Raw genomic sequence first — 20835 nt, 5'->3', positions numbered from 1 at the left:
GGGCGGTGCCCTAGGTTCGTCCCCATGAGCTCCACGAACGAAGACTCCCTGCGCCTCGTCACGGTCGAGCGCACCGGCACCGGCCGTTTCACCGCCACGAACGCCCGCGGCGGCTCGATCGACTTCGGGACCGGCGACGGCACCGGATTCACCCCGGTCGAACTGCTGCTCGCCGCGATCGGCGGCTGTACGGCGGCGGACGTCGACGTGTCCACCAGCCGTCACGTCGAGCCGACCGCGTTCACCGTCACCGTCAGCGGCCACAAGGTGAGCGACGAGGACGGAAACCGGATGACGGACCTCTCGGTCGCCTTCTCCGTCGCCTTCCCGGAGGGCGCGGCCGGCGACCGCGCCCGCGCGATCCTGCCCCGGGCGGTCGCCGTCTCCCACGACCGGCTGTGCACGGTCAGCCGCACGATCGAGGCCGGGACGCCGGTCGCCGTGTCGGTCGAGGAGGTCTGACGCCCGCCGCCGTACGGGGCCGCCCGTGGCGTCCGCGCATCCGGCCGACGGGCCGGGCCGGTCGGCGGACGGCACCGCCCGGCGCTAGACGTCGTCCGACGCGCCCAGGCCCGTCAGCGCGCCCACCGGGTCCAGGTCGGGGGTGCCTCGGGGCCACCAGTCGTCGTGGCCCGGCTCCGACTCGTAGGCGTACCACAGGCTGTCGCGGCCGAAGCGGAGCTGGAGGTGGCCGGCGGGGTGGGTGAGGTGGTTGCGCCACGGCCGGAAGGCCGGGAGGTCGGCGGCGAGCAGCAGCGGCCGGGCCCGGTCGAAGCGGCCGGCCGGCGGGTCCCAGGGCTCTTCCAGTACGGCCAGCCCATCGAGGCCACCCTGCCGCCAGGCGGCGACCGCGCGGGCCAGGTCGCCCGGGGTCCGGCCCACGGCGTCCGCGAGGGTGGCGTAGAGGGCGCGGGTGGACGCGGTCAGGCCGGAACCGGGGCGGGCCGCGGCGAGCCGCACCGCGTCCTGCCAGAGGGTCAGGTCGCCGACCGGATCGTGCCCGGTGGTGAGCAGCGCGTGGGCGCGGGCTGCCGCGTCGGTGGCCAGCTGGTCCAGCGCGAACGGGTCCGGGCCGCCGGGCACCCCCGGATACACCGGTGGCTGCTCGGGATGTGCCGGTGCCGGCAACGGAGGCGGCAGCGGCGGGAGCCGGCGCGGTACGAGGGCCTCGGTGGCCCGGACGCCGGGCAGCGCGGCCGGCCGCCGCTCCCGGGCCGCCCGGGCGGCGCTGCGCCGGGACAGCGCGTCCAGCACCTCGCGCTCCCCGCGGCCACGCAGCAGGAGCAGCACGAACGGGTCGGCGTCCAGCAACCGCGCGGTCTGGTAGCAGAGAGCGGCCGCGTGCTTGCAGGGGTGACCGACGTCCGGGCAGCTGCAGCGGGGTTCGAGCTCGCCGGGCCCCGGCAGCAGCGGCACCCCGCTGTCGGCGAGGGTCTGCGGCAGCTCCTTGTCGAGCAGCGCGGCGATGTCGGCGGGCCGGTCGGCGGCGGACTCCAGCAGCCGCTCCCACTCGTCGTCGCCGAAGGTGCGCAGCCGCAGCTGCACGCGGTACGGCCGGGGCCGGCTGCCCTGCACGTACGCCAGGACCAGTCCCGGGGTCACGGTGATGGCGTCCACGTGCCCGCGCTCCGCGTAACTCCGCCCGCGGGCCAGCCGCTTCACGTCCAGTGCGCCTTCTTCGAGCGCCCGCACCCAGGCATTGCCCCACCAGGTCGCGGCGAAGCCGGAGTCGGCGGACGCACGGGACGGGAGGGAGGGGAAGGTGCGGCGCAGTTCGCTGTCGCGGTGCGGGGTGGCCATGGTGCGCGGGAGGCGGGGCGCCGGCTCGGAGCGGCCGACGGCAGCCGCGGCGGGCCGGGGACCGGGCCCGGGAGCCTCTGACTCCAACCCGAACCCGAACCCGAACTCGGGGTCGGGGTCGGGGTCGGGGTCGGGGTCGGGGTCGGGCCGAGTGGACTCGACCTCGGGACGAATCGGCTCGACTGCGGGACGCAACGGCTCACGCCCGGAGCGAACCGGCTCGACCTCAGAACGAATCGGCTCCCGCCCGGGACCAGTCGGCTCGACCTCAGAACGCAACGGCTCACGCCCGGAGCGCACCGGCTCGACCTCGGAACGAGTCGGCGCACGCCCGGAACGAGTCGGCTCGACCTCAGAACGCAACGGCTCACGCCCGGAGCGAACCGACTCGCCCTCAGAACGAATCGGCGCACGCTCGGAACGAGTCGGCTCGACCTCGGAACGAGTCGGCGCACGCCCGGAACGAGTCGGCTCATGCCCGGAACGAAAGGGCTCGGTCTCGTGAGCGGTCGGCTCGGCCGTCTCATGGGGCTCGGACGCGTCCCTCGGCATCCGGAAGGCGGTCGCCAGGAACTGCTTCAGGTCACGGGCGGTGCGCGCGGGGGCCGCCGAAGGCGAGGACGGGGACGGGGACGGCCGCCGTATCGGGCGGCCCAGTGACTCCTGTGCGGCTTCCGCCACGGCCGCCTCCTCGGCCCGCCTCGCCTCCGCGCGGGCGGCCCGCAACGCCGCCCGCGCGACGTCACCGGGGCGACCGCCCGGCCGGCCGGCGCCGGAGGCGCCGGTGTCGGCCCGGTCGGTTCGCGCGTCCGGCGCGGTGGCGGCACCCGGCTCGGACCCGGGGTCGGCGTCCGGCTGCTCCGCCTCCTTCGCGGCGGCGGCCCGCAGCGCCAGCCGCGCGGCGTCCCCCGGCCTGGGCGCCGGCTCTCCCGCGCCCTGGTCCGGGGCCACCCCGTCGCCCCCGGTCTCCGCCTCGCGCGCCCGCGCCGCCCGCAGCGCCCGCCGTGCCGCGTCCCCCGGCCGCTCCTCGCCCGCGCCGCTCACGACGTCCTCCGCAGCGAGACCAGGTCGGACAGCTCACGATCCGTCAGTTCGGTCAGGGCCGCCTCGCCGGAGCCGAGGATCGCGTCGGCGAGGGCGCGCTTCGCCTCCAGCATCTCCGCGATGCGGTCCTCGACGGTGCCCTCGGTGACCAGGCGGTGCACCTGGACCGGCTGGGTCTGGCCGATGCGGTACGCGCGGTCGGTGGCCTGTTCCTCCACCGCCGGGTTCCACCAGCGGTCGAAGTGGACGACATGACCGGCCCGGGTGAGGTTGAGGCCGGTGCCCGCGGCCTTGAGGGAGAGGACGAGGACCGGGGTGGCGCCGCTCTGGAAGCGGTCCACCATGCGCTCCCGCTCCGGCACCGGGGTGCCGCCGTGCAGCAGGTCGACCGGGACCGCGCGGGCCCGCAGGTGTGCGGTGATCATGCGGGCCATGCCGACGTACTGCGTGAAGACGAGCACCGACCCGTCCTCGGCGAGCACGGTGTCCAGCAGCTCGTCGAGCAGGGCGAGTTTCCCGGATCGGGTGGCCAGGCCCTCGATGCGGGACTGCTCCTCCTTGAGGTACAGGCCGGGGTGGTCGCAGATCTGCTTCAGCGCGCCGAGCAGCTTGAGCACCAGGCCGCGGCGCGCAATACCGTCGGCCGTCTCGATGGCGAGCAGTGATTCGCGCACCACGGCCTCGTAGAGCGCGGCCTGTTCGCGGGTGAGCGGGACGGGGTGGTCGGTCTCGGTCTTGGGCGGGAGTTCGGGGACGATCCCGGGGTCGGACTTGCGGCGGCGCAGGAGGAAGGGCCGGACCAGTCGGGCAAGGCGCGCCACGGCCTCGTCGTCCTCGCCGTTCTCCACGGCGCGCGCGTGCCGGGCGCGGAAGGACTTGAGCGGGCCGAGCAGGCCGGGGGTGGTCCAGTCGAGGAGGGCCCACAGCTCGGAGAGGTTGTTCTCCACGGGGGTGCCGGTGAGCGCGACGCGCGCGGAGGTGGGGATGGTGCGCAGGGCCTTCGCGGTGGCCGAGTAGGGGTTCTTGACGTGCTGTGCCTCGTCGGCCACGACCATGCCCCAGGGCTGTCCGGCGAGCCGGGGCGCGGTGGCGCGCATGGTGCCGTACGTGGTGAGGACGAAGCCGCCGTCGAGGCCGTCCAGGGTGCGGTCGGGCCCGTGGAAGCGGCGGACCGGGACGCCGGGCGCGAACCGGGCGATCTCCCGCTGCCAGTTGCCGAGCAGCGAGGCCGGGCAGACCACCAGGGTCGGCTCGGTGCGGGCCCGCTTGAGGTGCAGGGCGATGACGGTGATCGTCTTGCCGAGGCCCATGTCGTCGGCGAGGCAGCCGCCGAGGCCCAGGCCGGTCATCAGGTCGAGCCAGGCCAGGCCCCGCAGCTGGTAGTCGCGCAGGGTGGCGTGCAGGCCGGCGGGCGGCTCGGCCGGCCGGACGCCGGCGGTGAGGCGGTCGCGCAGGGCGGCGAGGGCGCCGACGGGGACCGCCTCGACCCGCTCGCCGTCCACCTCGGCCTCGCCGGTGAGCGCCACGGAGAGCGCGTCGACCGGATCGAGCACGCCCAGCTCGCGCCGGCGTGCCTTGCGGACGAGGGCGGGGTCGACGAGCACCCAGCGGTCCCGCAGCCGCACGACCGGGCGGTGGGCCTCGGCGAGGGCGTCCATCTCGGCGTCGCTGAGCGGGTCGCCGCCGAGCGCCAGCTGCCAGCGGAACTGGAGCAGTTCCTCGCTCTCGAAGAAGCCGGTGCCGTCGGTGGCCGAGCCGGGGGCGGGCCGGACCACCGCCGCGGCGGTCAGGTCCTGGGCCAGGTCCCGGGGCCAGTGCACGGCGACCCCGGCCGCCGCGAGTCTGGTCGCCGCCACCCCGAGCAGCTGCCCGAGCTCCTCCTCGAAGAGCGCGAGCACGTCCGGCACGTCCTGGTCCGCCAGGCGGGCCAGCGGTGGCCACACCCGCGCCGCGCGGCGCACGGCCAGCGCCGCGTCCACGCGCGCGCGGGGACCGAAGGCCGCGTCGGAGGCCCCGGACCACAGCGCCGCCGCGTCGGTCACCAGGGTCGGGTCGGCCAGGCTGTGCACCTGGACGATCGCGGCTCCCGCGCGGCGCGCGCCCTCGCCGTCGTCGAACAGGTCGTAGGCCGACAGGTCCAGGCGCAGCGAGATCCGCACGCCCGCGTCCATGCCGGCGGCGACCTCCGCGGCCCATTCCCGGGCGTCGGGCAGCCGCTGGGCTTCACGGGCGGCGAAGGGCCGGCCCGCGGTGTGCGGGGCGGCCGGGGTGCGGGGCAGGGTGTCGGCGACCGCGTCCAGGAAGGAACGGACCAGGGCTTCCGGCTGGGGAAGCAGCAGCGGGCCGGGGCCGGGCAGCGGGACGGGGTGGCCCTCGACGGGCAGGGCGGCGGCCACCGCGCGCAGGTGGGCGATGTCCGCGGGCTCCAGCGGGCCGGCCCGCCAGGCGTCGTGCCCCGCCGGGGTGAGGCCGGGCAGCAGCCGGCCGCGGGCGGTGAGCCGCAGGGCGTGCAGGGCGGCGGCGCCCCAGCAGGCGGTGGCGGGGTGGGCGGCCGGGTCGCGGCGGGCCCGGACGAGCAGCGGCAGGGCGGTGGCGAGCGGCAGGGTGAGCGCGGGCACCCGGCGGCGGCGGACCCCGGTGGCGCCGTGCGGTCGTACGACCGTGAGCTCCTCGGTCGCGGCGGCGGGCAGCGGGTCCCCGGCGGGGTCCCAGAAGGCCATCCGGCCGTGGCGCGGGAGGTCGGCGGGCAGGTAGACCGCCGCCAGGCGCACCGGTACGTCCGGGTCGGTCTCGGCCGTCGTGCCGCTCATACGTTCTGCCACCTCCCGCCCGCCTGTCGGATCAGACGTCTTCGACTGTACGGGCGGGGTCTGACAATCGGCCCCGGCGGCCTGCCGGGGGCACCGCTACGGGACGGTGCGGGAGACGACGTAGATCATCGGGTACTTCGGGTCGGCGGTGTTCACGACCACGTCCTGGGTGGGCGCCGGGTTCTTCTGCTCGTGCGTCAGGCCCGACCAGGTCCCGGGGCCGGTGAACTTCCAGCCGCTGATCTTCTGGTCGCGGGAGCTGATGCTGATGTCGTCCTTCTTCAGCGCGTCCCGGTTGACGCCCATGCCTTCCAGGAAGCTGTCCAGTCCGGCGCTGTTGGTGCGGAACTGGACGTAGAGACGGCTGGTCTTCCAGTTGTTCGTCTCGTAGTACGCGATCCGGTCGGCCGGATGCGGGACCGGCACCTGGTAGAGGCGCCGCTGCACCTTGGACGGCCAGCCCTCGGAGAGGCCGGTCGCCGAGTACTTGGACTCCTTGTCCTTGCCGCTGTTGCGGCTCTGGGCGGCGGAGATCACCAGATAGCCGGCCGGGACCCCGATCAGCAGCACGATGATCAGCAGCGTCAGCGCCCGGCGCCTGGCCTTGTGCCCCGGGGTCTCGGGCGGGCGCTGCGGTTCCTCCGGGGACGCGGCCTGACGGGGCAGCGAAGCGGTCATGCGGTGTCCCGGGTGCGGCGGGCCTCCGCGAACCGCTCGTAGCGCTCGTACCGCTCGACCCGGCGCCGCTTGGCGCGCCGGAACCGGCGGGCGACCAGGCGGGCGAGGTCGGCGGCGCCCACCATGCCGGCCTCGGGGCCCAGCTGGGCGCGGGCGATCCGGGCCTCGGGGCGGTAGCCGCGGCCGGTCAGCTGGCGCTTGAAGGCGTCGCGCGCGGGGCCGATCAGCAGGTCGTCGGCGGCGCTGACGCCACCGCCGATCACGAAGCAGGAGGGGTCGAGCGCGGCGGCCAGGTTGGCGATGCCGACGCCGAGCCACTGGCCGATGTCCTGGAGCAGTTCGACGCACATCGCGTCGCCCTCGCGGGCCAGCTCGGTGATCATCGGGCCGGAGATCTCGCCGATGTTGCCCTTGACGTGCTCGATGATCCCGTAGGCCACCGGGGAGTCGGCAGCGGCCAGCTCCTTGGCCTCGCGGACCAGCGCGTTGCCGGAGCTGTACTGCTCCCAGCAGCCGCGGTTGCCGCACGGGCAGCGGTGGCCGCCGGGCACCACCTGCATGTGCCCGAACTCGCCGGCGACGCCGAACTTGCCGCGCTTGACCTGGCCGTCCTCCAGGATCGCGCCGCCGATGCCGGTGCCGAGCGTGATCATGACGAGGTGGTCCTCGCCGCGGCCGGCGCCGAACCGCCACTCGGCCCAGGCGGCGGCGTTCGCGTCGTTGTCGACGAGGACGGGCACGGCGAGCCGGCCGGCGAGGCGGTCGCGCAGCGGTTCGTTACGCCAGGACAGGTGGGGGGCGAACAGCACGCGGTTGCGGTCGGCGTCGACCCAGCCGGCGGCGCCGATGCCCACGGCGTGCACGTCGTGCCGGTCGGACAGGTCCAGGACCAGTTCGACGATCGTGTCCTCGACGACCTTCGGGCTCTTGGACTTGTCCGGGGTCTCCGTGCGGAGTTTCTCCAGGATGTTGCCGTCGGCGTCCACGACGCCCGCCATGACCTTGGTGCCGCCGATGTCGATGCCGACCGTGGGCACGCGGGGGGCGGTCAGGTGGGACCGGCGCTCCCTGGTGCCGACGGTGCGCAGGACCGGGGCTCGGCGGGAGCCGATGGGGGCGGTGAGGTCGCGGTAGGTGCTCATCGGGCTCGATTCTGCCGTACGCGTGCGTGCGGTGCCGTTCGGGGGAGATAAGGAAGGGAACGGCGCCGTTGCCGGGTGCGGGTGCGTGGGGGGCCGGTCACACACATCGGTCACATTGTCCGGACATTACGACTTGTGTGAGCGTGCCTTCAGGACCGCACCAGCAGCTGGAACTCGAAGGAGTAGCGGGCCGGGCGGTAGATGTGGTCGCCGAACTCGACGGCGCGGCCGGTGTCGTCGTACGTGGTGCGCTGCATGGTGAGCAGTGGCGCGCCCTCCGGCTCGGTGAGCCGCTCCGCCTCCGCGGCGGTGGCGGCGCGCGCGCCGATGGACTGGCGGGCGCTGTGCAGGGTGATCCCCGCGGTCCGCATCAGGCGGTACAGGCCGGTCGCCTCCAGCTGGGCGGTGTCCAGGTCGAGCAGGCCGGGGGGCAGGTGGTTGGTCAGGTACGCCATGGGCTCGCCGTGTGCCAGCCGCAGCCGTTCGACCCGGTGCACCTCGGCGGCCTCCGCGACCCCGAGTGCGGCGGCGACCTCGGCGGAGGCCGGGACGACGGTGTTGACCAGCACCTTCGTCGCGGGACGCTGGCCGGCCGACTCCAGGTCGTCGTAGAGGCTGCTGAGTTCCAGCGGGCGCTTGACCTGGCTGTGCACGACCTGGGTGCCGACACCCCGGCGGCGGACGAGCAGGCCCTTGTCCACGAGGGACTGGATCGCCTGGCGGACCGTCGGACGGGACAGGCCGAGCCGTGCGGCGAGCTCGATCTCGTTGCCCAGCAGGCTGCCGGGGGTGAGCGAGCCGTGCTCGATCGCCGCTTCCAGCTGCTGGGCGAGCTGGAAGTACAACGGGACCGGGGAGCTCCGGTCCACACTGAGGTCGAGCGTCACGGTCGGGTCCACATCTGGTTTCGGCACGGGGCCGAGCGTATCTCCGTGACGGGTTGACGGGAAGTTGTGTAGTTCGATTGTCCGGACATACGGATTGACAGCGCGCGGGGTGCACCAGCACCTTGTTCCCATGCGCATCGGGGTCATCGGGACGGGCCGCATCGGCACCATTCACGCGAACACGCTCAGCCGTAACCGCGAGGTCGGATCGCTGATCCTCACGGACGTGGATCCCCAGCGGGCCCAGGATCTGGCGCACCGGCTCGGGGAGACGGCGGCACCCGGGACCGACGAGATCTTCAAGTGGGGCGTGGACGCCGTGGTGATCACCGCCGCGACCTCGGCCCACGCCGACCTGATCGGCCGGGCGGCCCGCTCCGGGCTGCCGGTCTTCTGCGAGAAGCCGATCGCCCTCGACCTGCCGGGCACGCTGCAGGCCCTGGCGGAGGTGGAGAAGGCCGGGACGGTGCTGCAGATGGGCTTCCAGCGGCGCTTCGACAAGGGCTACGCGGGGGCGCGCGAGGCGGTGCGCTCGGGTCGGCTCGGGCGGCTGCACACCGTACGGGCGCTGACCTCCGACCAGTCCCCGCCCCCGCCGGAGTGGCTGCCGCTGTCCGGCGGCCTGTTCCGGGACACGCTGATCCACGACTTCGACGTGCTGCGCTGGGTGACCGGCCGCGAGGTCGTGGACGTGTACGCGACCGGCTCGGACGCGGGGCCCGTGATGTTCCGGGAGGCCGGTGACATCGACACCGGCGCGGCGGTGCTCACCCTGGCCGACGGCACGCTGGCCACGGCGACCGCGACCCGGCTGAACGGCGCCGGGTACGACGTGCGGATGGAGCTGGCCGGCGAGCGGGACACCGTGGTGGTCGGTTTGGACGACCGTACGCCGGTGGCCTCGACCGAACCGACCGGCCCGCCGCCCGCGGACAAGCCGTGGCCCGGTTTCCTGGAGCGGTTCGGGCCCGCCTACGAGGCCGAACTGGGCGCCTTCGTCGACGTGGTGCGCGGTCAGCTGGCCAACCCCTGCGACGGGCGCGAGGCCCTGCAGGCGCTGCGGATCGCGGAGGCCTGCGAGATCTCCCGGCGCGAGCGCAGACCGGTGGCCCTCACGGAGATCCCGGACCGCCTGGCCTGACCGGCGGCGGCTACCGGCGCACCGGCAGCGGTCGGCGTCTCCCGGACCGCGCCGCCCAGCAGGCCCGTGCCGGCGTGCGGGGCCGCAGGTGCCCTACTCCTCCAGGAGTCCCGCGTCGTAGGCCAGCAGGGCGATCTGGACGCGGTTGTTCAGGCCGAGCTTGGCCAGGATGCGGGAGACGTGGGTCTTGACGGTGGCGACGCTCATGAAGAGGCCGGTGGCGATCTCGGCGTTGGCGAGGCCCCGGCCGACCGCGACGGCGACCTCGCGCTCGCGGTCGTTGAGGGCGGTGAGCCGGTCACGCGCGCGTGCCTGCCGGGTGTCGGCACGGGTGCCGGCCGCGTGCGCCATCAGCTGCCGGGTGACGGCGGGCGACAGCACCGGGTCGCCGGCCGCGACGCGGCGCACGGCGGCGACGATCTCGGCGGGCGGGGTGTCCTTGAGGACGAACCCGGCGGCTCCCGCGCGCAGGGCGTGCAGCACCTGTTCGTCGGCGTGGAACGTGGTCAGGACGACCACCTGCGGAGGGTCGGCACGCGCGCGCAGCCGCTCGGTGGCGGTGAGTCCGTCCACGGACGGCATCCGGATGTCCATCAGGACGACGTCCGGGCGCGTGCGGTCCACGAGCGACTCGACCTCGTCGCCGTCGGCGCCCTCCCCGACGATCTCGATGTCCCCGGCCCCGCCCATCATGAGGGCGAGTCCCGCCCGCACCAGCGGATCGTCGTCGACGAGCAGCAGTCTGATCGCGGTCATGGCTCCTACGTAATCACGCGGGTACGGCGGCATGTGCCCGGTCGCCCGGCCGCCCGGCCGTCACACGGCCGCGGCGGCGGCCCAGGGCAGCCAGGCCCGCACCTCGAAGCCGCCGCCGCCGACGGCCCGGTGCTCCAGCCGCCCGCCGGCCAGCGTGGCGCGTTCGGCCAGGCCGATCAGGCCCTGGCCGGAGCCGGGGACGTGCGGGGCCTCGGCCGCGGGGGCGGGGTTGTGCACGGTGATGTCCAGGCCGTCGCCGGGGGCACCCGTGACGCGGACGGTGACCTCGGCGCCGGGGGCGTGCTTGCGGGCGTTGGTGAGGCCCTCCTGTCCGATCCGGTAGGCGGTGCGGCCGACGGAGGCGGGGACGGCGGCCGGGTCGCCGACGTGGTTGTCCAGCACCACCTTCATGCCGGCTCCCCGTACTTCGGCGACCAGCGACTCCAGCGCGGCCAGGGTCGGCTGCGGCCGGCCGCCCGCCTCGTCGCCGTCGGCGGCACGCAGTACACCGATGATCTCGCGCAGGTCCTGGAGGGCCTCGTGGGCGCTCTCCCGGATGACCCCGGCGGCCCGGGTGATCTCCTCCCGGGGCGCGTCGGGCCGGAACTCCAGCGCTCCGGCGTGCACGCTGAGCAGGGTCAGCCGGTGGGCGAGGACATCGTGCATCTCGCGGGCGATGGCCTCCCGGGCCAGCCGCTGGGCCCGCTCGGCGCGCAGCCCGGCCTCGGTCTCGGCCCGCCGGGCCCGGTCGCGCAGGCTGACCATCAGCTGCCGCTTGGAGCGCACGAACATGCCGAGGCTGACCACCAGGAGGGTGAACAGCACGACGAGGATGACGACGGCCAGGTACGGCAGGTCGGGGTCCGGGCGCAGCCAGTAGAAGAGCGGGACCAGTACGAGGTTGGCGGCGGTGATCCAGGCGACGTGCCGGAACGGGCGGTGCACGGCGAGCGTGAACAGCGCGACCATGGAGGCGCCGCCCGCGGTGTCGGAGGCGAAACTGACCGGGATCATGGCGATGGCCAGGCCGGTCGGCCGGCGGCGGCGCAGCCAGACCGCGGCGCAGGCCAGACCGCCGATCAGCTGGTCGGCGACGGCGAGGCCGTGCGGGACGTTCGGGTCCTGGCGCATGGTGTTGGCGGCGGCCGCGCCGAGGAGGACGGCCAGCAGGAAGCAGCTGAAGTCGACGAGCCAGTCACGCGCGGTGCGCCGCGGCCGGCGGCCGGCCGGACCGGCGTCGGGGTCGAGTTCATGGATCACGGCGGAGGGGAACAGCCACCGCCGCCCCTCGAACGTCCGTATGGAGATGTCACCGCTCACGGTCGACAAATCTACGCAGGACCGTCCCATGACACCTACTCGTGCACGGAATCGTCGACCAAAGTTGTGCCCGCGTGGACTTTCGGTGCGCCACGCGCGCGTGCGGGGAGCCCTCCGGCGGGCACGGTTCGCCCCCGGCCGATGGTCCAGGGGGAGGCCGCGGGGCGAGGGTCGTGCCGTGAAACGGTTGCTGGAACTGCTCGGATTCCTCGCGCTGACCCGGGGTGTGCTGGGACTGCCGCACGAGTTCACCCCCTGGCGGGTGGGCCTCCTGCGGCGGATCGGCCTGTTCGACGCCTACGGCGTCCACGCGAGCGTCGCGCCGACCGTGCCGGCGTGCGCGCTGTTCGCCGCCGCGGGGAGCCGGAGGTCCGGCGGCGGGTGAGCCGCACCGAGGTACATGCAAGTGACAATAGTGAGCGGAAATAAAATACCCGCGCATGCAATTATGTCTCCCGTGCCACGCGTGCGGGCCGTCTCCGACGGGCCGGCCGCACGGCAGCCACCGACGGACCTCCCAAGGAGTCGCGCGTTGAACCCGCTCTTCACCCCCTTCGACCTCAAGTCGCTGACGATCCCCAACCGCATCTGGATGGCGGCGATGTGCCAGTACAGCGCGGAGCCGGACGGTGCGGCGGCCGGCGTCCCGACGGACTGGCACTTCAGCCACCTGGCCGCGCGTGCCGCCGGCGGCACCGGCCTGATCATCACCGAGGCCGCGGCCGTCAGCCCCGAGGGCCGGATCTCCCCGTACGACCTCGGCATCTGGAACGACGAGCAGGTCGCCGCCTTCCGGCGCATCACCGCCTTCCTCGAGTCGCAGGGCACGGTCCCGGGGATCCAGCTGGCACACGCGGGGCGCAAGGCGTCGACCGAGCGCACCTGGGTCGACCGCGGGCGCCCGATCGCCCCGGACGAGCCGCACGGCTGGACGCCGGTCGGCCCCAGCCCGGTCCCCTTCGACGAGACGTCGACGGTGCCCGAGGAGCTGACCAGGGACGGCATCCGCGAGATCGTCCAGCAGTTCGCCGACGCCGCCGTACGCGCTCGCGCGGCCGGTTTCCGGGTCGCCGAGATCCACGGCGCCCACGGCTACCTGATCCACCAGTTCCTGTCCCCGCAGAGCAACCGCCGCACCGACGAGTACGGCGGTTCCTTCGAGGGCCGGATCCGCTTCGCCCTGGAGGTCGTCGACGCCGTGCGCGCCGTGTGGCCCGAGGAGCTGCCGGTGTTCTTCCGCATCTCCGCGACCGACTGGCTGTCGGAGAACCCCGAGGACGGCCGGACGGGCTGGACCGCCGACGACACCGTCCGCCTCGCGAGGGAACTGCTGGCGCACGGCGTCGACCTGATGGACATCTCCACCGGCGGCATCGTCCCCGACGCGAAGATCACGAGCGGCCCCGGCTACCAGGTCCCCTTCGCCGACCGCGTCCGCAACGAGACCGGCATGCCCGTCGCCGCCGTGGGCCTGATCACCGAGCCCGCGCAGGCCGACAAGGTCGTCGCCTCCGGCAGCGCCGACGCGGTCCTGCTGGGCCGGGAACTCCTGCGCAACCCGTACTGGGCCCGGCACGCCGCGGACCAGCTCGGCGGCAGTGTCGGCTCGCCCGTCCAGTACCACCGGGCCTGACACCGGCCCGCCGGGGGCGGCCACGGCGACGGGGACGAGGGCGTCCCCGTTCGCCCGCCCCGCGCTCCGGCCGGACACTGGAAGGCGAGCGCACCGCTCACCCTTTCGCCGTTCCCCGTCGCGAACCGCATCCGAACCGCCGGCCCCGGGGCACCTCCGGGGCCGTGGTGCCACGCCCGCGGAACGCGGCCGACACTCCGGAAGCGATGCGATCGACATGATTGTCGCGATCACCTGTGCCGTGCTCGCCGCCGCCAGCAACGCCTGGGGCACCGTCCTGCAGCGACGTGCCGCCACGGCCACGCCCGAAGCACGCTCCCCTCTCGCCCTCGTCCGGAACCTGCTGCGCAATCCGGTCTGGCTCGGCGGAATCCTCGGGGTGATCGGCTCGGCCCTGTTCCAGGCACTCGCGCTCGACTTCGGGACCCTGGCCGCCGTCCAGCCGGTCTTCATCCTCGAACTGCCGCTCGCGCTCGTCTTCGGCAGCCTCGTGTTCCGGGTCCAGGTCTCCCGGAAGGCGTGGTGGTGCGTCGCGGCGATCTTCGCGGGACTGGCGATCAGCCTCTTCTCGGCCGCCCCCTCCGGCGGACGCGCCCAGGTTCCCGGCGTGTGGTGGGTGCCCACGTTCGCCACCACGGGCGCGGTCGGCGCCACCCTCGTCCTCGTCGGCCTGCGCCGCCCGCACGGTCTGGCACGCGCGGCCTGCCTGGCCGCGGCCGCCGCCGTCGGCAACGCGCTCACGGCAGCCCTGGTCAAGTCCGCGATGAACGTCATGTCCCGGCACGGAGCCACCGCGTTCTTCCTCGCGTGGCAGACCTACGGCTTCGCGCTCGTCGGCTCGCTCTCCATCATCCTGCTGGGCTACGCCATGCAGGGAGGCCCCCTCATCGCCTCCCAGCCGGCACTCACCCTCGGCGACGCCGTGGTCAGCTTCTGCCTCGGAGTCACCCTCTACGCGGAGTCACCCCGCAGCGGCATGTGGCTCCTGCCGGCCGTGTTCGGGGTCGCGCTCCTCTCCTACGGCGTCGTCACCCTCTCCCGCACCCGCTGCCTGGCCAAGTGCGTCGACCGGGACACGGAGCAGGACGCGCACCCGGCGGAACGCCGCACGGCCACGGCGATGTAGCCGGAGCGTACGGACGGGCCGAGGAGTTCCTGAAGTGCCGCAGCCCAGGTTAACTTCGCGAAAACGAAGGGGACTTGACGGGAAAATCTGCCAACTTGTCATTGACATGCCATACTCTACGCGCGTCATCATGGGCCCATGAGATTCCCCCCACGAATCACCCGCATCGGTGCCGCGGGCGCCCTGCTGTCCGCCCTCCTCGTGGGCGGCACCGTCTCCGCCGTCACGGCGGACGCCGCCGCCGGCTCGGTCGGCAGTATCTGCTACGGCGACCTGCCGTCGCAGGCCTACGACACGCTCGACCTGATCGCGTCGGGCGGGCCGTTCCCGTACTCCCAGGACGGGACCGTCTTCCGCAACCAGGAGGGCGTGCTGCCGAGCGAGCCCACCGGCTACTACCACGAGTACACGGTGAAGACCCCGGGCTCCGCCACCCGCGGTGCGCGCCGCATCATCACGGGCGAGGAGTACGAGGAGGACTACTACACCTCCGACCACTACGTGACGTTCGACCTCGTCGACTTCGGCTGCTGACCCACCCGTCGGCCGACTCCAGGAACGGTGCGCCCCTCAGGGATCCCGGCCCCTGTCCGGGCGGAGCCGTGCCCCTCACCCCCCACGGTGACGGGCACGGCTCCGCCCGCCCGTGCCGGGCGGTTCCCGTCGCCGCGGCTCGGGGCCGGTCCGGGTCTCCCCGCCGGGCCGGGCGCGCTGTCGTCGCGCCCACTCCGCGTCCGTGCTGTGCGCGGCGTGGTGTCACCCCGCGTGCGTGGAGAACAGTCCGCCGGTCGGGCCCTGCTTGTCGCCGCCCTGGGCCTTCTTCAGGGCGTTGGCGAGGCTCTCGATGGTGAGGGACTGCAGGATCACCCGACCGTTGCCCTCCAGGGTGGCCAGGGAGAGGCCCTCGCCGCCGAAGACGGCGTTCATGAGGCCCTGGCGGTTGAGGCCGCCGACGCGCTGGACGCCGTACTGGATGCCCTCCTCGAAGGCGACGACGCAGCCCGTGTCGACCTCGATGCGGCCGCCGAAGTCGGCGGGGTTCAGGTCGATGAAGTTGCCCGCGCCGGCGATGATCACCGTGCCGTGGCCGGTGAACTTCTCCAGGATGAAACCCTCGCCGCCGCTCATGCCGGTACGGCCGCCGGAGAAGGCGATGCCGAACTCGACGGTCGACTCGGCCGCGACGAAGGCGTCCTTCTCGGCGAACCACGCGCGCGTGCCGTTCAGCTCCAGTGCGCGCATCTCGCCGGGGAGCACGCCCGCGAAGCCGACGGTGCCCTCGCCGCCCTGCGAGGTGAAGTACTGGAACGCCAGCGACTCACCGGCGAGCATGCGCTGGCCGACCTGCATGGCGGTGCCCATGGCCTGGCGCAGCATGCCGCCCATACCGCCACCGCCGCCCTGCTGCTGACCGCCGCCGTTGGGGCCGCTCAGCCGGGTCTCCATGGTCACGTTCGTCGTCTTGAACAGGAACTTGCCGGCCTCGCAGTACACGGTCTGGCCGGGGTGCAGGTTGACGACGGCCATCTGCATGGCGTTGCCGACGATTTCTTGCTGAAGGGTCACGGGAGAAGAACGTAGCCGACGGCCCGGCGGTTCCCTCCGCCCGCCCGGCCCGGTTCCCCGCCCGGGACGGCGAGCCGGCGGGCGGGAAGGGGGTCAGGACAGTTCGCGGTGCCTGGCGGTCAGGGCCGCCGCCCCCGCTTCCGTCGGCGTGCCGAACAGGCGCAGACGGGAGATTCCGCCGTCCGGGAAGATGTCCACGCGCGCGTGCGTGCCCACGGCCGGGGAGGCCAGGACGAAGCGGTGGTCGGTGTCCGGCTGCAGGCGGGTGCGCGGGAGGACCTCGCGCCACTCGCCGTCCTCGCCGTCCCGTACGGACACGGACGCCCAGCCCGCGCTGTTGCCCTTCAGGTAGGCCGTGTCGATCTCGACCGCCCGGATCTGGGACTGGGTGACCAGGCGGTAGCGGATCCAGTCGTTGCCCTGGTCGCGGCGGCGGCGCGTCTCCCAGCCGTCGTCCATCTTGCGGGAGCGGCCGGGCTGGATGGTGTTGGTCGCGGGTGAGTAGAAGAGGTCGGAGGCGTCCTCCACCAGGCCGCCGTGCTCCAGGGCGGCCACGTCGAAGGTGCCGAGCACGGTGAGCCACTCGGGGTCGGGCACGACCTCGCCGTACACCCGCAGGCGGGCGATGCCGCCGTCGGGATGCTGGTTGACGCGCAGGTGGGTGAAGCGCTGTTCGACGGAGACGGTGAAGCCGTTCGCCGCGTGGCCGCCGACGGGGGTGCGGGGGACCAGGGTCGTCCACTTCACGTCGTCGCCGAGCAGTTCCGCAGGCGGCGGCGAGCCCGCGACCGACGCGCCCTCGACGGACACCGCCTGCGGGTAGTTGCCGCGGAAGTGGGCCGTGTCGACGACGATCCCGCGGACGACGCCGGCGGCGCCGAGCCGGACCAGGGCCCAGTCGTGGTCGTCGGCGGCGGGCCAGGGGTGGCCGGCCGAGACCCCGCGGCGGCGGCGCGTCTCCCAGCCGTCCATGATCTTGCCCTTGTGCCCGAAGTGCTCCGGGTCGAACTCGGCCGGCCCCGGGACCAGCAGGTTCTCCCGCTGGGCGAAGAACTCGTCGTTGGCGGCGATGACCCCGGCCCCGAGCTGCCGGTCGGCGAGGTCGACGTACCGGGTGAAGGGGAAGTCGGCGGTGCGGTAGTCCGCGTACGGGTCGCCGCCGGAGTAGGGGTGCGCGTCGCCGGTGAAGGTCGGGATCGCCGTCAAAGGTGTTCCTTTCGGTGTCGGCCGCCGCGGGTGCGGAAGGAAGGAAACGGGGTCGGGGCGGTCAGGGGGTGGGGTCAGGGGTTGCGGGTGAGGAGGTGACCCTTCGGGGGTGTGAACTCGCCGTCCGCGACGATGCGTTCGCCGCGCAGCCAGGTGGACCTCACCACGCCGTACAGGGTCTTGCCCGCGTACGCGGTGACCCGGTTGCGGTGCTGCAGACCCGCCGGGTCCACGGTGAAGGTCTCGTCGGGCGCGAGGACGGCGAAGTCGGCGTCGCGCCCGGCCGCGATGGCGCCCTTGCGGTCGTCGAGGCCGACGAGCGCGGCCGTGCGGGCCGACATCCAGCGGACCACGTCCTCGAGACCGTGGCCGCGCCTGCGGGCCTCGGTCCACACGGCGGCGAGGCTGAGCTGGAGGCCGGAGATGCCGCCCCAGGCGGTCGCGAAGTCGTCCGTCTTGAGGTCGGCCGTGGAGGGCGAGTGGTCGGTGACCACGCAGTCGACGGTGCCGTCGGCCAGCGCCTGCCAGAGCAGGTCCTGGTTGGCCGCCTCCCGGATGGGCGGGCAGCACTTGAACTCGCTGGCGCCGTCCGGGACCTCCTCCGCGGTGAGGGTCAGGTAGTGCGGACAGGTCTCGACGGTGAGGCGGACGCCGTCCGCCTTGGCCGCCGCGATCAGCGGCAGCGCGTCGGAGGAGGACAGGTGCAGGACGTGCACGCGCGCGTGCAGGCGTTCGGCCTGGGCGATCAGCCGGGCGATCGCCGTGTCCTCCGCGTCGCGCGGCCGGGAGGCGAGGAAGTCGGCGTACTTCGGGCCGCCCTGCTGCGGGGCGGCCGCCAGGTGGTGCGGGTCCTCGGCGTGCACGATCAGCAGACCGTCGAAGGAGCCGATCTCCGCCAGGGACCGGGCCAGCTGTTCCTGGTCGAGGTGCGGGAACTCGTCCACGCCTGAGGGCGACAGGAACGCCTTGAAGCCGAAGACGCCGGCCTCGTGCAGTGGGCGGAGGTCCTTGACGTTGCCGGGCAGCGCGCCGCCCCAGAAACCGACGTCGATGTGCGCCTTGTCGGCGGCGACCTGCTGCTTGACGCGGAGGTTCTCGACGGTCGTGGTCGGCGGGAGGGAGTTGAGCGGCATGTCGACCAGGGTGGTGATGCCGCCGGCCGCCGCCGCGCGGGTGGCGGTCCAGAAGCCCTCCCACTCCGTGCGGCCCGGGTCGTTCACGTGGACGTGGGTGTCGACCAGCCCGGGCAGCAGGACGTCGTCGCCGAGGTCCTCCAGGCGGGCGGCCGTCGGGACGGCGGCGTCGTACGGCAGTACAGCCGTGATGGTCCCGGCGGAGACGGCGACCGAGGCGGCCCGTGTCCCCTCCGGGGTGATGACGCGCGTCGAGCGCAGCACCAGTTCAGCGTCGGACACCCGGACCCCTCTCTCTGCCGCCGTTTTACTTCCGCGAAACGGGATTTACACCCACGCAACGGAATTCAACGTTCTGTTGAAGGAGTCTTCACTCCCACTCCCGCGCCGTCAAGGGCACACTGCACCCGAGGGCCACGACAGGCGTCCACTCTGGACGTTTCCACGAAGCGGAATTATACTTCCGACAGGCAGAACGTAACCAGGTACGACCAGGGAGTCAACCGACTGCCGGGTAGGCTTCTGCCCTTCCCGCCAGTCCGAAAGGAACGCGCCGTGCCGACGTCCAGCGCCAGCACCTCCGACTCCGCCAGGTCCGGCGGCGTCCAGTCCCTAGAGCGCGCCTTCGATCTGCTGGAGCGGATGGCGGACGCGGGCGGCGAGGTGGGCCTCAGCGAGCTGTCGGCGACCAGCGGGCTGCCGTTGCCGACGATCCACCGGCTGATGCGGACGCTGGTCGCCTGCGGCTACGTGCGGCAGCAGCCGAACCGTCGGTACGCGCTCGGCCCGCGGCTGATCCGGCTCGGCGAGTCGGCGTCCCGGCTGCTCGGCACCTGGGCGCGGCCCTACCTCGCGCGACTGGTAGAGGAGACCGGCGAGACGGCGAACATGGCGCTGCTCGACGGGGACGAGATCGTGTACGTGGCGCAGGTGCCGTCGAAGCATTCGATGCGGATGTTCACCGAGGTGGGGCGGCGGGTGCTGCCGCACTCCACGGGGGTGGGCAAGGCACTGCTGGCGAACGTGCCGGACGCCGAGGTGCGGGCGCTGCTGGGACGGACCGGGATGCCGGCGGCGACCGAGAAGACGATCATCACGCCGGACGGGTTCCTGGCCGCACTGGCACAGGTGCGGGAGCTCGGGTACGCCGTGGACGACAACGAGCAGGAGGTGGGGGTGCGGTGCCTGGCGGTGTCCGTGCCGGACTCGCCGACCGCGGCGGCCATCTCGATCTCCGGACCCGCGGGGCGGGTGACCGAGGCGGCGGTCGAGAAGATCGTGCCGGTGCTGCAGCAGGTGGCTGCCGAGTTGTCCGAGGCGTTGGTGAGTTCGGGAGCCTGAGGGCGGGGCCGACGGGAACGTCGGCGGGTGCGGGTGACGGGGGGGCTCGACCGACAGGAACGTCGGCGGGTGCGGGTGACCGGGGGCTGGGCGCGCGGTTCCCCGGACCCCTGGGTCGACGGACCCAGGGGCGTTTCAGCGGCTCGGTTCCCCGAACAGGTCCACCGCCTGGCGTACGTCCGACAGGCCCCTGGACAGGGCGCTCATCGAGCCGATCGCGCCGGCGATCAGTAACAGGGAGCGGCGCAGGCGGGGGATCTCCGGCATGCCGCCGGTCGCCATCGCGGCCAGGGCCGCGAGTTCGTCCTCGGCTATCGCGCGGTCCGGGAACTCGGCCGGGTGCGCGGCCAGTTCGCGGCGCAGCCGGGAGACCGCCGTGCGTAGTTCCGTCACCCTCGGATCCTCGTCACTGCCGGTCACTGGCCTCTGCCCCAAGCTCCGCAACACAGCTCTCCCCCCTCGCCAGGTGCCCCTCGACGGTGGCCGGGCGCCCGGGGACGCGGGTCAGTAAACGCCCTCCCGTGTGGAAAGCGCTACAGGACGGACCGAATTTCAGCCCTTGGGGGTCGGCCGCCGGTCCCGGCGTCGGGTATGCAGGACGCATGACGGACACGCATGACCAGATCGCCGGGCTGCTGCTCGCCGCCGGCGGCGGCAGACGGCTCGGCGGGCGGCCCAAGGCACTGCTGACGCACCGGGGGCGGCCGCTGGTGGAGTACGCGGCCGGGGTGCTGCGGGCGGGCGGCTGCGGACCGGTGCATGTGGTCCTGGGGGCCGGTGCGGACGAGGTGCGGGAGCAGGCCGAGCTCGGCGGCTGCGTGGTCGTGGACAACCCGGACTGGGCCGAGGGCATGGGGTCCTCGCTGCGGGTGGGGCTGGAGTCGCTCGCCGGGGCGGGGGTTCGGGCCGCCCTGGTGTCCCTGGTGGACCAGCCCGGCATCGGGGGCGCTGCGGTGGCCCGGGTGCTCGGCGGGTACCGGGACGAGGACTCGCTGGTGTCGGCCGCCTACGACGGGGTGCGTGGCCATCCCGTCCTGTTCGGCGCGGCCCACTGGGCGGGGATCGCCGCGAGCGCGACCGGGGACCGGGGCGCCCGCGCCTACCTCGGGGCACACCAGGAGGCGGTCAGGCTCGTCGAGTGCGGGGACGTGGCCGAGCCGTACGACATCGACACGGAAGCGGACCTGGGCCACCTTGAGTGAACGGGATGGCACTGAGCGCCACCCTTGCTCGACCCGGAGAATCTCGACAT

At 73.8% G+C, this 20835-nt stretch carries 19 protein-coding genes; 8 read left to right on the top strand and 11 right to left on the bottom strand.

The genetic code is table 11. From position 1 onward, the window contains the following. Positions 1–24: 24 nt before the first annotated feature. On the top strand, positions 25–462 hold the full coding sequence (locus AB0472_RS28355; protein ID WP_366360321.1) for an OsmC family protein: 438 nt from the start codon (positions 25–27) through the stop codon (positions 460–462). An 84-nt stretch (positions 463–546) separates the two neighbouring features. Here AB0472_RS28355 and AB0472_RS28350 read toward each other — a convergent pair whose 3' ends face one another. From AB0472_RS28350 to AB0472_RS28330, 5 genes are all read right to left on the bottom strand, one after another. After that, positions 547–2844 carry an SWIM zinc finger family protein gene (locus AB0472_RS28350; protein ID WP_366360319.1) on the bottom strand — a complete coding sequence of 766 codons (2298 nt, stop codon included), beginning with the start codon at positions 2842–2844 and terminating at the stop codon, positions 547–549. Then, positions 2841–5654, bottom strand: a complete 2814-nt coding sequence (locus AB0472_RS28345; RefSeq protein WP_366360318.1) for a DEAD/DEAH box helicase — start codon at positions 5652–5654, stop codon at positions 2841–2843. Before AB0472_RS28345 ends, AB0472_RS28350 begins: the two co-directional genes overlap by 4 nt. Before the next feature lie 96 nt (positions 5655–5750). Beyond that, positions 5751–6332: a sugar kinase gene (locus AB0472_RS28340; protein ID WP_366360316.1), complete on the bottom strand. Its 582-nt coding sequence runs from the start codon at positions 6330–6332 to the stop codon at positions 5751–5753. Continuing rightward, positions 6329–7474, bottom strand: a complete 1146-nt coding sequence (locus tag AB0472_RS28335) for an ROK family glucokinase (RefSeq protein ID WP_366360314.1) — start codon at positions 7472–7474, stop codon at positions 6329–6331. The genes AB0472_RS28340 and AB0472_RS28335 overlap by 4 nt, the downstream gene beginning before the upstream one ends. Before the next feature lie 149 nt (positions 7475–7623). Further along, a complete protein-coding gene (locus tag AB0472_RS28330; RefSeq protein ID WP_366360495.1) occupies positions 7624–8361 on the bottom strand; it encodes a GntR family transcriptional regulator in 738 nt (245 codons plus the stop codon). A 130-nt stretch (positions 8362–8491) separates the two neighbouring features. Here AB0472_RS28330 and AB0472_RS28325 point away from each other — a divergent pair, with 130 nt between their 5' ends. Beyond that, positions 8492–9502, top strand: a complete 1011-nt coding sequence (locus AB0472_RS28325; RefSeq protein WP_366360312.1) for a Gfo/Idh/MocA family oxidoreductase — start codon at positions 8492–8494, stop codon at positions 9500–9502. A gap of 93 nt (positions 9503–9595) precedes the next feature. On the opposite strand, the gene AB0472_RS28320 is transcribed toward AB0472_RS28325, so the two are convergent. Next, a complete protein-coding gene (locus AB0472_RS28320; RefSeq protein ID WP_366360310.1) occupies positions 9596–10258 on the bottom strand; it encodes a response regulator transcription factor in 663 nt (220 codons plus the stop codon). A 60-nt stretch (positions 10259–10318) separates the two neighbouring features. Continuing rightward, a complete protein-coding gene (locus tag AB0472_RS28315; protein WP_366360493.1) occupies positions 10319–11587 on the bottom strand; it encodes a histidine kinase in 1269 nt (422 codons plus the stop codon). Positions 11588–11756: 169 nt separating this feature from the next. Between AB0472_RS28315 and AB0472_RS28310 the strand changes: the two genes are divergently transcribed. The 4 genes from AB0472_RS28310 (at position 11757) to AB0472_RS28295 (ending at position 14871) form a co-directional block, all read left to right on the top strand. Further along, a complete protein-coding gene (locus AB0472_RS28310; RefSeq protein ID WP_366360308.1) occupies positions 11757–11963 on the top strand; it encodes a hypothetical protein in 207 nt (68 codons plus the stop codon). Positions 11964–12110: 147 nt separating this feature from the next. Further along, complete coding sequence (locus AB0472_RS28305) at positions 12111–13211, top strand: NADH:flavin oxidoreductase/NADH oxidase (protein ID WP_366360306.1); 1101 nt, start codon at positions 12111–12113, stop codon at positions 13209–13211. A gap of 217 nt (positions 13212–13428) precedes the next feature. Further along, on the top strand, positions 13429–14337 hold the full coding sequence (locus AB0472_RS28300) for a DMT family transporter (RefSeq protein ID WP_366360304.1): 909 nt from the start codon (positions 13429–13431) through the stop codon (positions 14335–14337). 138 nt (positions 14338–14475) lie between these two features. Further along, complete coding sequence (locus AB0472_RS28295) at positions 14476–14871, top strand: ribonuclease domain-containing protein (protein WP_366360302.1); 396 nt, start codon at positions 14476–14478, stop codon at positions 14869–14871. A gap of 222 nt (positions 14872–15093) precedes the next feature. Here AB0472_RS28295 and AB0472_RS28290 read toward each other — a convergent pair whose 3' ends face one another. The 3 genes from AB0472_RS28290 to allB form a co-directional block, all read right to left on the bottom strand. Continuing rightward, positions 15094–15903, bottom strand: a complete 810-nt coding sequence (locus tag AB0472_RS28290) for an AIM24 family protein (protein WP_366360300.1) — start codon at positions 15901–15903, stop codon at positions 15094–15096. A gap of 93 nt (positions 15904–15996) precedes the next feature. After that, positions 15997–17109, bottom strand: a complete 1113-nt coding sequence (gene alc, locus AB0472_RS28285) for an allantoicase (RefSeq protein ID WP_366360298.1) — start codon at positions 17107–17109, stop codon at positions 15997–15999. Positions 17110–17183: 74 nt separating this feature from the next. After that, the gene (gene allB / locus AB0472_RS28280; protein ID WP_366360297.1) at positions 17184–18524 is read right to left on the bottom strand and encodes an allantoinase AllB; all 1341 of its coding nucleotides are present in this window, start codon (positions 18522–18524) and stop codon (positions 17184–17186) included. A gap of 273 nt (positions 18525–18797) precedes the next feature. On the opposite strand from allB, the gene AB0472_RS28275 reads away from it, so the two are divergent. Then, positions 18798–19583 carry an IclR family transcriptional regulator gene (locus tag AB0472_RS28275; RefSeq protein WP_366360295.1) on the top strand — a complete coding sequence of 262 codons (786 nt, stop codon included), beginning with the start codon at positions 18798–18800 and terminating at the stop codon, positions 19581–19583. Positions 19584–19718: 135 nt separating this feature from the next. Here the strand turns inward: AB0472_RS28275 and AB0472_RS28270 are convergent, their stop codons facing one another. Further along, complete coding sequence (locus AB0472_RS28270; protein WP_366360293.1) at positions 19719–20030, bottom strand: DUF5955 family protein; 312 nt, start codon at positions 20028–20030, stop codon at positions 19719–19721. Between the two features lie 155 nt (positions 20031–20185). Here AB0472_RS28270 and AB0472_RS28265 point away from each other — a divergent pair, with 155 nt between their 5' ends. After that, positions 20186–20785, top strand: a complete 600-nt coding sequence (locus AB0472_RS28265) for a nucleotidyltransferase family protein (RefSeq protein ID WP_366360291.1) — start codon at positions 20186–20188, stop codon at positions 20783–20785. The last annotated feature ends 50 nt before the right edge of the window (positions 20786–20835 follow it).

Origin of the sequence: Streptomyces sp. NPDC086777 (assembly GCF_040702065.1) — a bacterium.
GTDB lineage: Bacteria > Actinomycetota > Actinomycetes > Streptomycetales > Streptomycetaceae > Streptomyces.
Note: the sequence above shows the minus strand (reverse complement) of the source record. Positions and strands in the feature narration are given on the sequence as shown.